11 protein-coding genes are annotated in these 13,934 nt (G+C 72.4%); all 11 read left to right on the top strand.

Going from position 1 to position 13,934, the window contains the following annotated elements:
• The first annotated feature begins 237 nt into the window (after positions 1 to 237).
• The 11 genes from OHA30_RS19495 (at position 238) to pstA (ending at position 13,927) form a co-directional block, all read left to right on the top strand.
• Entirely contained in the window at positions 238 to 1,452 is a 1,215-nt protein-coding gene (locus OHA30_RS19495) for a S1C family serine protease (RefSeq protein ID WP_328915141.1), read from the top strand.
• A 90-nt stretch (positions 1,453 to 1,542) separates the two neighbouring features.
• The gene (locus tag OHA30_RS19490; protein ID WP_328915140.1) at positions 1,543 to 2,283 is read left to right on the top strand and encodes a response regulator transcription factor; all 741 of its coding nucleotides are present in this window, start codon (positions 1,543 to 1,545) and stop codon (positions 2,281 to 2,283) included.
• A complete protein-coding gene (locus OHA30_RS19485; RefSeq protein WP_328915139.1) occupies positions 2,280 to 3,704 on the top strand; it encodes a sensor histidine kinase in 1,425 nt (474 codons plus the stop codon). The genes OHA30_RS19490 and OHA30_RS19485 overlap by 4 nt, the downstream gene beginning before the upstream one ends.
• Positions 3,705 to 3,846: 142 nt before the next feature.
• Positions 3,847 to 5,043, top strand: coding sequence for an MFS transporter (locus tag OHA30_RS19480; protein WP_328915138.1), 1,197 nt, complete (start codon positions 3,847 to 3,849; stop codon positions 5,041 to 5,043).
• On the top strand, positions 5,040 to 5,975 hold the full coding sequence (gene mshD, locus OHA30_RS19475; protein ID WP_328915137.1) for a mycothiol synthase: 936 nt from the start codon (positions 5,040 to 5,042) through the stop codon (positions 5,973 to 5,975). Before OHA30_RS19480 ends, mshD begins: the two co-directional genes overlap by 4 nt.
• 358 nt (positions 5,976 to 6,333) lie before the next feature.
• Positions 6,334 to 8,553: an RNA degradosome polyphosphate kinase gene (locus OHA30_RS19470; protein ID WP_328915136.1), complete on the top strand. Its 2,220-nt coding sequence runs from the start codon at positions 6,334 to 6,336 to the stop codon at positions 8,551 to 8,553.
• A gap of 4 nt (positions 8,554 to 8,557) precedes the next feature.
• Positions 8,558 to 9,580 (top strand): CHAD domain-containing protein, encoded by a 1,023-nt coding sequence (locus OHA30_RS19465; protein WP_405785544.1) that lies wholly within the window; start codon positions 8,558 to 8,560, stop codon positions 9,578 to 9,580.
• Complete coding sequence (locus tag OHA30_RS19460; RefSeq protein ID WP_328915135.1) at positions 9,577 to 10,005, top strand: NUDIX hydrolase; 429 nt, start codon at positions 9,577 to 9,579, stop codon at positions 10,003 to 10,005. Before OHA30_RS19465 ends, OHA30_RS19460 begins: the two co-directional genes overlap by 4 nt.
• Positions 10,006 to 10,598: 593 nt before the next feature.
• Positions 10,599 to 11,765 carry a phosphate ABC transporter substrate-binding protein PstS gene (pstS, locus tag OHA30_RS19455; RefSeq protein WP_328915134.1) on the top strand — a complete coding sequence of 389 codons (1,167 nt, stop codon included), beginning with the start codon at positions 10,599 to 10,601 and terminating at the stop codon, positions 11,763 to 11,765.
• A gap of 108 nt (positions 11,766 to 11,873) precedes the next feature.
• Positions 11,874 to 12,854 (top strand): phosphate ABC transporter permease subunit PstC, encoded by a 981-nt coding sequence (gene pstC, locus OHA30_RS19450; RefSeq protein WP_328915133.1) that lies wholly within the window; start codon positions 11,874 to 11,876, stop codon positions 12,852 to 12,854.
• Positions 12,851 to 13,927: a phosphate ABC transporter permease PstA gene (pstA, locus tag OHA30_RS19445; protein ID WP_405785545.1), complete on the top strand. Its 1,077-nt coding sequence runs from the start codon at positions 12,851 to 12,853 to the stop codon at positions 13,925 to 13,927. Before pstC ends, pstA begins: the two co-directional genes overlap by 4 nt.
• The last annotated feature ends 7 nt before the right edge of the window (positions 13,928 to 13,934 follow it).

The following is a 13,934-nucleotide window of genomic DNA, read 5'->3' as shown; positions in this document are numbered from 1 at the left end:
GCGTCCGGTGAGGCGTCGGCTCACGCCCGCGGACCGTCCGGTGAACGGTTTCTGACGGTGTTTCGGAACTGACGCGAGCGGGGCTTCCGGCGGGTCACGGGGGCGGGTGCGGTACGGCTTTCCCGCCCCTGGGGGGCGGCTCCCGGCGATCTTCCTTACATGGGGCATACCTGCTTCTGTCGGGCTTCTCAGCGTGTGCTCAGGCGGCTCTCATGATCCGGGCACACAGTCATAGACATGACCGAGAGCAGCCGCAACGGCGGCGAACCCCAGTACCCGCACGACCCGTCGCTTCCGCTCTACTTCGGCCCGCGAGTCCCGGCCCCCGAACCGGCCGCGACCCCGGGCCCCGAAGGCTACGAGGCACCGCTCCACGAGAGCGCGCCCGCCGGTGACGCCGGCACGTCCACCGACTTCCCCGCGTCCGCCGACCTCCCCGCGTGCGGCGACCCCGCCGGCACCTACGGCGACTACCCGCCGCCGCCCGCCTTCCCGCCGCCCCCGGCCGGGCCCGGCTACGCGGCGCTCGCCGCCGGCCCCGCCCCGCACGCGCGGCGCAAGGCCCGCGGACCGGTCGCCCTGCTCGCGGCCGTGGCCGTCGCGGCCGGTGTGATCGGCGGCGGCGCGGGCGCCCTGATCGGCAACGGAACCGACCACTCCGGCAGCGTCGCCACGGCCAGCGCGATCAACGCCAGCTCGGTCGACGGCAGCATCGCGGGCGTGGCCAAGGCGGTCAGCCCCAGCGTGGTCGAGATCAACGCGACCTCCAACAGCGGCAAGTCCACCGGCGCCGGCATCATCATCACCGCCAACGGGCAGATCGTCACCAACAACCACGTCATCGCGGGCGCGGACTCCGTGTCCGTGCGCTACAGCAACGGCAAGACCGCCACCGCGTCGGTGGTCGGCACCGACCCGGCCAAGGACCTCGCGCTGATCAAGGTCCAGGGCGCCAGTGGCCTGCCCGCGGTGACCCTCGGCGACTCTTCCAGGCTGGTCGTCGGCGACCAGGTCGTGGCCATCGGCTCCCCCGAGGGCCTGGCCGGCACGGTCACCAGCGGCATCGTCTCCGCGCTCAACCGCGATGTGACGGTCTCCACCGACGAGAGCCAGGGCCAGCAGCAACAGCAGCAGTACGGCGGCGGCTACGGCGGTGGTGGCGGTGACCAGTGGCCGTTCTCCTTCGGCGGCAACCAGTACAACGGCAGCACCGGCAACTCCACCACCACGTACAAGGCGATCCAGACCGACGCCTCGCTCAACCCGGGCAACTCCGGCGGCGCCCTGATCAACATGAGCGGCCAGATCGTGGGCATCAACTCGGCGATGTACGCCGACTCCTCGTCCTCGGGCGGCTCGTCGAGCGCCGGCAGCGTCGGCCTCGGATTCGCGATCCCGATCAACACCGTCAAGGCCGACCTCGCGCACCTGCGGGCCGGTGGCGGCAACTAGGCTCCGGCGGTTGCGGCGCCCCGCACCGCCACCGTGCGACGCTGAGAGACAGACCCGAACCCCCGACGACCCGCAGAGGTACCCGACACCATGAGCCCCGGCGACAGCGGCGAGGCCCCCGCTCGCATCCTGATCGTGGACGACGAGCCCGCCGTACGGGAGGCGCTGCGCCGCAGCCTGGCCTTCGAGGGATACGACACCGCGCTGGCGGCCGACGGCATCGGCGCCCTGGAGCAGGCCGAGACGTACCGGCCCGACGCCATCGTGCTCGACGTCCTCATGCCGCGCATGGACGGGCTCACCACCGCACGGCGGCTGCGCGCCACCGGGGTGATGACGCCGATCCTCATGCTCACCGCGCGCGACACCGTCGGCGACCGCGTCACCGGGCTCGACGCGGGCGCCGACGACTACCTCGTCAAGCCCTTCGAGCTCGACGAACTCCTCGCCCGGCTGCGGGCCCTGCTGCGCCGCAGCCACTACGCCTCCCACCCCGGCCAGGGCGAGGACACCCACCACACCCTGGCCTTCGCCGACCTGCGGATGGACACCACCACCCGCGAGGTCACCCGGGCCGGCCGCCCGGTCGAACTCACCCGCACCGAGTACACCCTGCTGGAGCTCTTCCTCGCCCACCCCCGCCAGGTCCTCACCCGCGAGCAGATCCTCAAGTCCGTGTGGGGCTTCGACTTCGAGCCGTCGTCCAACTCCCTGGACGTGTACGTGATGTACCTGCGCCGCAAGACCGAGGCGGGCGGCATGCCCCGGGTCGTGCACACGGTCCGGGGGGTCGGGTACGTACTGCGCGCCCCGGACGGCGGGCACGCGTGAGCACGCTCCCCCTGCGCACCCGGCTGACCCTGCTGACCGCCGTGGCGGTCACCATCGCGGTCGCGGCGGCGGCGCTGGCCTGCTGGCTGATCACCCGGGACCAGCTGGGCCGGCAGCTCGACGCGACCCTGCACGGCACCCGGGTCCCGCAGATCTTCCTCAACTCCCTGGTCAACAGCTGCGACGAGAACGGCCCGGGCGTGGGCAACGACGACGCCCCCAGCTCCGACACCGGCTACCAGGTGGTCAAGTCCAACGGCTCCCGGTGCGTCGCGCAGAACTCGGTGCCGGTCAAGGTGCAGACCGTCGACACCCAGGTGGCCCTCGGCCAGCGGAAGGCGGCCACCCACAACGCGACGACCGTCACCGGCCAGTCCGTACGCGTCTACACCCAGCAGATCGTGGTCCAGGGCCCCGGCATCACCCGGCCCACCGATCTGGCCGTGATGGTCTCCCGGCCGCTGACCGAGATCGACAAGACCCTCACCACCCTGGCCTGGGTGCTGCTGGCCGTCGCCGGGATCGGTGTCGTCGGCGCGGCGAGCGCGGGCATGTGGATCGCCCGTACCGGCCTGCGGCCCGTGGACGCGCTCACCGAGACCGTCGAGCACATCACCCGCACCGAGGATCTGAACGTCCGCATCCCGGTGGCCGGGGAGGACGAGATCGCCCGGCTGAGCGAGTCGTTCAACGCGATGACGGCCGCGCTCGCCTCCTCCAGGGACCGGCAGCAGCAGCTGATCGCGGACGCGGGGCACGAGTTGCGCACCCCGCTGACCTCGCTGCGCACCAACATCGAGCTGCTGGAACGCAGCGAGGCCACCGGCCGGGCGATCCCGCCGGAGGACCGCGCGGAGCTGCTGGCCTCGGTGAAGGCCCAGATGACCGAACTGGCCGCGCTGATCGGCGATCTGCAGGAGCTCTCCCGGCCCGACGCGACACCGACCCTCCAGGTCGTGGCGCTGCACGAGGTCACCGAGACCGCCCTGCGGCGGGCCCGGCTGCGCGGCCCCGATCTGAAGATCGTGGCGGACGTGACGCCCTGGTTCGTGCGGGGCGAGGCGTCGGCGCTGGAGCGGGCGATCGTCAACCTGATGGACAACGCGGTGAAGTTCAGCCCGCCCGGCGGCGAGATCGAGGTGCGGCTGCGCGGCGGGCAGCTGACCGTACGGGACCACGGGCCCGGTATCGCGACGGAGGAACTGCCGCACGTCTTCGAGCGGTTCTGGCGGTCGCCGTCCGCGCGGTCGCTGCCCGGCAGCGGTCTCGGTCTGTCCATCGTGGCCCGTACGGTCCAGCAGGCCGGGGGCGAGGTCTCGCTCTCCCCGGCGCCCGGCGGCGGCACGCTGGCCGCGCTGCGGCTTCCGGGGGCGGCGACGGCTCCGCCGGAGGGCCCGCCGGAGGAGCCGCCGGCTTCCTGAGTCCGGGGCCGCGGTCGACGGTGGCGAGCCCGGTCTTCCCGCGCGGGCCGGCGGGTCAGCCGTCCCACCATGCGAAACAGACTGTCTCACCCCTCGGCGTGGCCTCATAGTTGGACGCACCACCTACCCAAGGAGGTGCCCCATGCGCCGCTGGCTGATGCTGGCCCTGGGCACCGCGGCCCAAACGGCCGCCTGCGCCTTCGTGTACGGAATCCCGTACCTCGCCGACACCCTGCGCGGCCACCAGCATCTCAGCCTCACCCAGGTCGGCCTGCTCGTCGCCTGTCCCGCCGCCGGGCTCGTGGTCGCCCTCTACGCCTGGGGAGCCGCCGCCGACCGCTGGGGCGAGCGCGTGGTGATCGCCCTCGGCCTGGGCGCGGCGGCCGCCGCCCTCGCGGGCGCCGCCTGGGCCGCCCACGGCATGGTCGCCCTGGGCCTGCTGCTGATCACGGCGGGCGCGGCCGGCGCCTCCGTCTACTCGGCCAGCGGCCGCCTGGTGATGGGCTGGTTCTCCGCCGGGGAACGCGGCCTCGCGATGGGCATCCGCCAGACCTCGACCCCGCTGGGCATGGGCCTGGCCGCGCTGGCCATGCCGCCGCTCGCCGACGCGCACGGTCTGCCCGGCGCCATCGGCTTCCTCGCCGTGATCTGCGGTGTGATCGCCGTACTGATCGCGGTCTTCGCCGCCGACCCGGCCCGCCCGGCCAAGGCCGCCGCCGAGCCCGCGCCGAACCCGTACCGCGGCTCGCGCCTGCTGTGGCGCATCCACGGCTCGGCCGCGCTGCTGGTGATCCCGCAGTTCACCGCGGGTGCGTTCGCGCTGGTGCTGCTGGTCGACGTACGCGGCTGGTCGCCCGTGCACGCCGGACAGCTGATCGCCGTCGCCCAAGGGATGGGCGCGCTGTCCCGTATTCTGGTCGGCCGCTGGTCCGACCGGGTCGGCAACCGGCTGCGGCCCATGCGTCAGCTCGCCGTGGTCACCGCGGCCGTGGTCGCCGCGACGACCCTGAGCACCGCCTTCCCCTCGCCGCTCACCCCGGTGCTGCTGGTGGCCGCCATCGCGATCACCTCGAGCACCAACGGGCTGTCCTTCACCTCCACCGCCGAGTACGCGGGTCCGGCGTGGTCCGGGCGGGCCCTCGGCGTCCACAACACCGGCCAGAACCTCACCGCGGCCGCCGTCCCGCCGGTCATGGCCGCGATCATCTCGGCCACCGCGTACTGGCCCGGCTTCGCGCTCGCCGCTCTCACCGCGTGCCTGTCCGCCGTACTCGTCCCGACACCGCGTAGGGCGACCGCTCCCACCGCGGCCGGGCGGACCCGTACGATTTCGGCATGAGCGAGCGGCGCATCGAGGAACTGGGCGAACTGAGCGCGGAGACCGCCGAGGCGGTGCTCGGCCTGATCGGGACGGCTGCGACGGCCGACGGCCAGCCCGCGGTGTCCGAGCAGGGCAGGCTGCACCTGCGGCGGGGGGGCCGGGCGGGCGTACGGCATCTGCTGCTCTGGACGCCCGGCCGCGACAGCGACCCCGACGGTTCAGAGCTGCTGACCGGCTACGGTCAGATCGACGGCTCCGACCCGGTCGAGGCGCCCTCGGCGGAGTTCGTGGTGCACCCCGAACACCGTTCGTACGGGCACGGCAGGGCGCTCGGCGAGGCGCTGCTGACGGCCACCGGCAAGCGGCTGCGGGTCTGGGCGCACGGCGGACACCCGGCGGCCCGGCACCTCGCGGTGCAGCTGGGCCTCAAGCTCTTCCGCGAGCTGCGGCAGCTGCGGCGGCCGCTCGACCCCGAGCCGGCGGGCCTGCCGGAGCCGGTGCTGCCCGAGGGCGTGACCGTGAGGACCTTCGTGCCCGGCCAGGACGACGCGGCGTGGCTCGCGGTCAACGCGGCGGCCTTCGCCCACCACCCCGAGCAGGGCGGCCTCACGCAGAGTGATCTGGACGACCGCAAGGCCGAGCCGTGGTTCGACCCCGAGGGCTTCTTCCTGGCCTTCCGCGGCTCCGCACTGGCCGGGTTCCACTGGACGAAGGTGCACGAGGACGAGGGCGCCGGCGAGGTCTACGTCGTCGGCATCGCCCCCGGCGCGCAGGGCGGCGGCCTGGGCAAAGCGCTCACCGCGATCGGCCTGCGTTACCTGGCGCGGGAGCGGGGCATACGGAACGCGATGCTGTATGTGGACGCGGACAACGCGGCCGCTGTCGCGGTGTACGAGGGGCTGGGGTTCAGCACGTACGAGGTGGACCTCATGTTCCGCACGGAGAGCTAGGCGTTCTCCCGCCGACCCGCCCGTACAAGGGGAAGCCGCCGACAGCGGGTCACCCCGCCGGAGGACGGAGAGCCGAAATCCGACTCGCCCCGCACGGGTGATGCGGGCGGGAACCACCCCGCGCCGCCGGGCGCGGGCACGCCGCACGAGCGAATCCTCGCGTCCATCCCGTTGTCACCCCCGGTTCAATCGGCCTTGCGAGGATCGCGGAGTGCCGCACCCCGCCCCGACCTCCACTCCCCCGCCCGACCTGCCGGAATCCCCGCGCAGACGGGACAATGGAGTGACGGCTGACAGCCGCCTCAAGAGGGCCGCCCGCCGGGCATGTGCGCCGCGACCGGAGGAGGGCTCGTAGACCATGGCCCAGACGAATCACCCGAGTGTGCCGTCCCAGCCCCTGCTGGGGCCCGGCGACAGCACCGACGGCACCTTCCGCCCGCGGGTCGTGCCCGACCTGGAACCGGAACCGCCGGGCCTGGACGCGGCCAGCGAGGAGTTCGGCGAGGAGCTGCCCCAGGGCCGCTTCCTCGACCGTGAACGCAGTTGGCTGGCGTTCAACGAGCGGGTGCTCGAACTCGCCGAGGACCCTACGACCCCGCTCCTCGAACGGGCGAATTTCCTGGCGATATTCGCCAGCAACCTGGACGAGTTCTTCATGGTCCGCGTCGCGGGCCTCAAACGCCGGATGGCCACCGGCGTGGCCACCCGCGCCGCCTCCGGCCTCCAGCCGCGGGACGTACTGGACCTGATACTGACCCGGTCCCGCGAACTCATGGCCCGGCACGCCGCCTGCTTCCAGAACGACGTGGCCCCGCAGCTCGCCGACGAGGGCATCCACGTCATCCGCTGGGCGGAGCTGACCGGCAAGGAGCAGGCGCGGCTGGCGACGCTGTTCCGGCAGCAGATCTTCCCGGTGCTGACCCCGCTGGCCGTCGACCCCGCGCACCCCTTCCCGTACATCTCCGGCCTGTCGCTGAATCTGGCCGTCGTCGTACGGAACCCGGTCTCCGGGCACGAGCACTTCGCACGGGTCAAGGTGCCGCCGATCCTGTCCCGCTTCCTGGAGGCCGGCCCGCAGCGGTACGTGCCGCTTGAGGACGTGATCGCCGCGCACCTTGACGAGCTGTTCCCCGGGATGGAAGTGCTCGACCACCACATGTTCCGGGTCACCCGCAACGAGGACCTGGAGGTCGAGGAGGACGACGCCGAGAATCTGCTCCAGGCGCTGGAGAAGGAGCTGATGCGCCGCCGCTTCGGGCCGCCGGTACGGCTGGAGGTCGAGGAGTCCATCGCGCCGCGCGTGCTGGACCTCCTCGTCCACGAGCTGAAGATGAAGGACACCGAGGTCTACCCGCTGCCCGGCCCACTGGACCTGACCGGTCTGTTCGCCATCGCGGGCCTGGACCGCGAGGAGCTGAAGTACCGCCCTTACGTGGCCGGCACCCACCGGGACCTGGCCGAGGTCGAGTCCGCCTCGCCCCCGGACATCTTCGCGGCGATGCGCGAGCGGGACGTACTGCTGCACCACCCGTACGACTCGTTCTCCACGTCCGTGCAGGCGTTCCTGGACCAGGCCGCCGCCGACCCGGACGTGCTGGCCATCAAGCAGACGCTCTACCGCACCTCGGGCGACTCACCGATCGTGGACGCGCTGATAGACGCCGCCGAGGCGGGCAAGCAGGTGCTGGTCCTGGTCGAGATCAAGGCCCGCTTCGACGAGCAGGCCAACATCAAGTGGGCCCGCAAGCTGGAGGAGGCCGGCTGCCATGTGGTGTACGGACTGGTCGGCCTCAAGACGCACTGCAAGCTCTCCCTCGTGGTCCGCCAGGAGGGCGACACGCTGCGCCGCTACAGCCACGTCGGCACCGGCAACTACCACCCCAAGACGGCCCGGCTCTACGAGGACCTCGGCCTGCTGACCGTCGACCCGCAGGTCGGCGCGGATCTCTCGCACCTGTTCAACCGGCTGTCCGGCTACTCCCGGCGCGAGGCGTACAACCGGCTGCTGGTCGCCCCGCGCAGCCTGCGCGACGGGCTGATCCAGCGGATCGTCGCCGAGATCGACCACCACCGGGCCGGACGGCCCGCGTACGTCCGGCTCAAGGTCAACTCGATCGTGGACGAGGTGATCATCGACGCGCTCTACCGCGCCTCGCAGGCCGGTGTGCCGGTCGACGTCTGGGTGCGCGGGATCTGCGCGCTGCGGCCCGGTGTGGAAGGGCTCTCCGAGAACATCCGGGTCCGCAGTGTGCTCGGCCGCTTCCTCGAACACTCGCGGGTGTTCATCTTCGGCAACGGCGGTGAGCCCGAGGTGTGGCTGGGCAGCGCCGACATGATGCACCGCAACCTCGACCGCCGGATCGAGGCGCTGGTACGGGTCACCGACCCGACCCAGCGCGCCACCCTCAACCGCCTTCTGGAGACCGGAATGTCCGACGCCACGGCCTCCTGGCACCTGGCGGCCGACGGCAACTGGACCCGGCACAGCACCGATCCCGAGGGCCGGCCGCTGGTCAACGTCCAGGAGATGCTCATCGACGCCCGGAGGCGCCGGCGTGGCCCGTCAGCAGCAACGTGATCCCGTGCGGCCGCCCGCACCCGTCGGCGCCCCGGCCACCGGAAGCATTCCGGCGGCCAGGGACGTCCCGGCCGCCGGCGACCTCCCCGTACCCGGAGGTGTGACCGCCGGGGCGGCGCTCACGTACTACCTCCAGGCCCAGGCCACCGCCTTCCTGCGCGGGCTCGGCCTGCGCGGCGACGAGGAGGCCGACGCCGACACCCTGCTGCGGCGCAGCGCCCAGCGCATCGCGGGCGTACTGCACACCTACGCGCCCCTGACCGAGCCGGCCTGGGCCGAGGGCCTGCGCGGCGAACTGGGCTGGCTGTCGGCCACGCTGGGCCGCGAGCCGCAGTACGTGGCGCGGCTCGGGCGGCTGCTCGACGCGCTGCGCCGGCTGTCGGCCGCCGACGCCGCAGAGGCGCCGCTCGCGATCGGGGCCGGGCGGGCCGCCGCGCTGCTCGAACGGCAGCTGACCCTCGTCCGGACCCGGGCGCACTCGGCGACGCTCCAGGCGATGGGCTCCTCCCGCTTCCACGGGCTGGCCGACGCGCTCGCCGTCCTGGCCTCCGAGGTGCCGCTGACCGCGTCCGCCGCGGAACCGGCCGCCGCCGTACTGCCGCCGCTGGCCGCGCAGGCGCACGCCCGCCTGGCCGAGGCCGCCGCCGCGCTGCCGCTGCACCGGGCAGGGCACCCGTACAACTCGCGGGCCGTACAGGCGTCGCTGGGCGCCGAGCTGTCCGCGGACCTCCAGGACGCGCCCTGGCACCAGGTCCGCATACTGCTGCGGCTGAGCCGTTACGCCGCGGAGGTGCCGGGGGCCGGCGGCCACGGCGAGCAGCGGATGCTCGGTGAGGCGGCCGTACTGCTGCAACGCCACCACGAGGCCGCGGAGTCCGCCTCCGCGGTCGCCGCGGCGGCCCGCACCCCGCGGATCGCCCCCGCGACCGCCTACGCGCTGGGCGTGCTGCACGCCGACCAGCGGCACGAGGTCGAGGCCGCCCGCTTCGCCTTCTCCCGGCTGTGGCAGCCGAGGGGGTCCGAATGACGCACGTCAGCGGTGGTACGACGACGGTCCGCGCGGCGGGCACGGTCCTGTGGCGTCGCTCGCCGTACGGGGGCGGCGGCGTCGAGATCGCGCTGATCCACCGGCCGCGCTACGACGACTGGAGCCTGCCCAAGGGGAAGCTCAAGCGGGACGAGGAGTTCGCGGCGGCGGCGGTGCGGGAGACCCGGGAGGAGACCGGGCTGGAGTGCGCGCTGGGCGCCGCGCTGGGCCTGACGCGGTACTGGGTGGAGGGGCGGGCCAAGGAGGTCCGCTACTGGGCGGCCGAGGCCGTGGGCGGGGTTTTCGCGGCCAACCGCGAGGTCGACCGGATGATCTGGCTGCCGCCGGTCTCCGCGCGCCACCGCCTCACCCACGACCGCGACCGCCCCCTCATCCCGGCCCTCCTCCTCACCCTGACCCCATAACGACCCCTTCCCCCGCCGCCGCGGCGGGACGCGGGACGACGCAGCCCGGCGGTGCCCAACCCGCCGACACCTGGGCCCTGCGCGGTGACCCGCAAATTCTTCCCGCCCCCGCGCCGGAACGCGAAACAACGCACCCCGGCGGTGCCAACCCGCCGACACCGATGCACGGCGCGGTGACCCGCAAATTCTTCCCGCCGCCGCGGCGGGACGCGGAACGGCGCAGCCCGGCGGTGCCAACCCGCCGAAGCTGTCCGCAGGACAGTGCCCGCCGCCAGGCGCAAGGCCCCCGGCCTCCGGAGCCCAGGCTGCGGACCGAGCCGCAATCCCTTCCCCGCCGCCGCGGCGGGACGCGGAACGGCGCAGCCCGGCGGTGCCCAACCCGCCGAACCCGCTGAAATCGTCCGCAGGACACCAGCCAAAGCGCAGCCCGCCGCAGGCGACACCACACCGACGGGGGAGGTTCACCCCTCGTTCACCCCGCCCCGCCGGGCCCTTCATCTCATCTGCCTAATTTCGGCCTTACCGGCGCGCATCACGCCGCCGAGCGTCTCGTTCGCCGAACCACGGCGGGCAATCGGAAGGAACACACGAAGGTGAAGCTTCAGCGTAAGAGCGGGCTGCGGGCCCTGACCGTCGGCGCGGTCGCGATTACCGGCGCGCTGGTCCTGACCGCCTGCGGTTCGGACGACAACAGCGACAGCAACGCCACCCCGAGCGCCAGCGGCAGCAGCGCCCAGTCCAGCACGGGCAGCACCGACACCAACGCTTCCGGCATCTCCTGTGAGAAGGGCCAGATACTGGCCTCCGGCTCCTCCGCCCAGCAGAACGCCATCGAGTCCTGGGTGAAGAACTACCAGGAGGCGTGCGCCGGTGCCACGATCAACTACAAGACGTCGTCCTCCGGTGAGGGCATCGTCGACTTCAACCAGGGCACGGACGCCTTCGCCGGCTCCGACTCCCCGCTGAAGCCCGAAGAGGTCACCGCCTCCCAGAAGGTCTGCACCAACGGCCAGGGCATCAGCATCCCGATGGTCGGCGGCCCGATCGCGATCGGCTACAACCTCCCGGGCGTCGACAACCTCGTCCTGGACGCGCCCACCCTGGCGAAGATCTTCAACTCGAAGATCACCACCTGGAACGACGCCGCGATCAAGAAGCTCAACCCGGGCGCCAAGCTGCCCAGCACCAAGATCCAGTCGGTCCACCGCCAGGACGAGTCCGGCACCACGGACAACCTGACCAAGTACCTCAAGGGCGCCGCCCCGGCCGACTGGCCGTACGAGCACGCCAAGGCGTGGGCGGGCAAGGGCGGCCAGGCCGCCGCCAAGTCCGCGGGCGTGGCCGGCCTGGTCAAGCAGACCTCCGGCTCCATCGGCTACTTCGAGCTGTCCTACGCCTCCGCGAGCGACATCAGCACCGTCAAGATCGCGACGGGTGCGGCGCAGCCGGTCGAGGCCACCTCCGACAACGCCTCCGCGGGCATCGCCTCCGCGAAGGTCGTCGGCACCGGCGCCGACCTCTCGCTCGACCTGAGCGGCGCGTACGTCACCAAGGCGGACAACGCGTACCCGATCGTCCTGGTGACGTACGAGATCGCCTGCGACAAGGGCAACAAGGCCGACACCCTGCCGCTGACCAAGTCCTTCCTGAACTACATCGCGAGCGAGGACGGCCAGTCCCAGCTCACGGCCGCGGGCTACGCGCCGCTGCCGACCGAGATCGCCACGAAGGTCCGGGCCACCGTCTCCGCCCTGTCCTGATCGAAGCGGGGGTCCCGCGGCCCGGGAGAGGGCCGCGGGACCCCCGCACATCCGGTGCACCGCCGCCGGGGGAGCCGGGGCTCCCCCACCCCAGACCGGAGAAATCTCATGACAACCACCGCACCACCCCCCACCGCACCACCGGACCGGGCACGGACCGTGACCCGGCCGGGCGACCGGATCTTCTCCGGTCTTTCCCGTGGCTCGGGCATCCTCCTCCTCGTGGTCATGGCCGCCATCGCGGTCTTCCTCACCGTCCGCGCGGTCAGCGCGATCTCCAAGGACCACGGCAACTTCCTGACCACCTTCGAGTGGAACGCCAGTCTGAACCCACCGGTCTTCGGTGTCGCGGTCCTGGCGTACGGCACGGTCGTCAGCTCGATCATCGCGATGGCCATCGCGGTCCCGATCGCGGTCGGCATCGCCCTGTTCATCACCCACTACGCCCCGCGCCGCCTCGGCGGCCCCGTCGCGTACGTGATCGACCTGCTCGCCGCCGTGCCCAGCATCATCTACGGCCTGTGGGGCGCGCTCTTCCTCGTACCGCACCTCCAGGGCCTCAATCTGTGGCTCAGCACCTACTTCGGCTGGACGGTGATCTTCCACAAGGAGGACCCGAACTCCGCGGCCCGCTCGCTGTTCACCGTCGGCATCCTGCTGGCGATCATGGTCCTGCCGATCATCACGAATGTGAGCCGCGAGGTGATCCGGCAGGTGCCCCGGATGCACGAGGAGGCCGCGATCGCGCTCGGCGCGACCCGCTGGGAGGTGATCCGGCTGTCGGTGCTGCCCTTCGCCCGCTCCGGCATCATCAGCGCCTCCATGCTGGGCCTGGGCCGCGCGCTCGGCGAGACGATGGCGGTGGCCACCGTGCTGTCCGCCTCGCCGCAGCTGTCCGCGCACATCCTGGACCCGCTGGGCGGCACCTTCTCGCAGAACATCGTCGCGAAATTCGGCGAGGCCGACGAATTCGGCCGTGACGCGCTGATCGCCTCCGGCCTGGTGCTCTTCTTCATCACCCTGCTGGTCAACGGCGCCGCCCGGCTGATCATCGCCCGCCGCAAGGAGTACTCGGGGGCCGACGCATGACCGACACCGTGATGGACGCGGCGCCCTCCGCCGCCCCGGCCCTCCCGCTGCTGGCCACCCGCAGGCTGCCGCGCTGGACCTCGCCGGCCGTCGCCGGGGGCTCGATCGTGGCGGCCGCCGCCATCGGCGCGGGCGCCGGCCTCGACAGCCACATCCAGTGGGGCCTGATCGCCCTCGCGCTCTTCGTCGGCGGCTCGTACGTGATCACCGCCCGGGTCGAGGGCCGCCGTCAGGCCAAGGACCGGGTGGCCACCAGCCTCGTCTGGTCCAGCTTCATCCTCGCCGTCGTGCCGCTCTACTCGCTGATCGAGACCACGGTCGGCAAGGGCGCGAAGGTCATCGACGGCACCTTCCTCACCCACTCGATGAACAACGTGCTGACCATCCAGCCCGGCGGCGGCGTCTACCACGCCATCATCGGCACCCTGGAACAGGTCGGCATCGCCACCCTGATCGCCGCGCCGCTGGGCATCCTCACCGCGATCTACCTGGTCGAGTACGGCCGGGGCCCGCTGGCCAAGGCGGTCACCTTCTTCGTCGACGTCATGACCGGCGTCCCGTCGATCGTGGCCGGTCTGTTCATCCTGTCGGTCTGGTTCGTGCTCACCGACGCGGCCCCGCGCTCGGGCATCGCCGGCGCGCTCGCCCTGGCGATCCTGATGCTGCCGGTCGTGGTCCGCTCCACCGAGGAAATGCTCAAGCTCGTCCCCAACGAGCTGCGCGAAGCCTCCCTGGCCCTGGGCATCCCGAAGTGGCGCACGATCCTCAAGGTGGTCGTCCCCACCGCGATCGGCGGCATCACCACCGGTGTGATGCTCGCCGTCTCCCGCATCGCGGGCGAGACCGCGCCGATCGCGCTGCTGGTCTTCGGCAGCCCCAAGATCAACACGAACCCCTTCAAGGACCCGCAGTCGTCGCTGCCGTTCTACATCTACCAGCAGTACGGCGACGGCAACAGCGCTTCGTTCGACCGCGCCTGGGGCGCGGCCCTGGTCCTGATCGCCTTCGTGATGATCCTCAACCTCGCGGCCCGCGGCATCGCCCGCTGGAAGGCGCCCAAGTCGAGCCGCTGACGAGGCC

Origin of the sequence: Streptomyces sp. NBC_00223, assembly GCF_036199905.1 — a bacterium.
Lineage (GTDB): Bacteria > Actinomycetota > Actinomycetes > Streptomycetales > Streptomycetaceae > Actinacidiphila.
The sequence above is the reverse complement of the archived record's forward strand: the minus strand, read 5'-3'. Positions and strand labels throughout refer to the sequence as shown.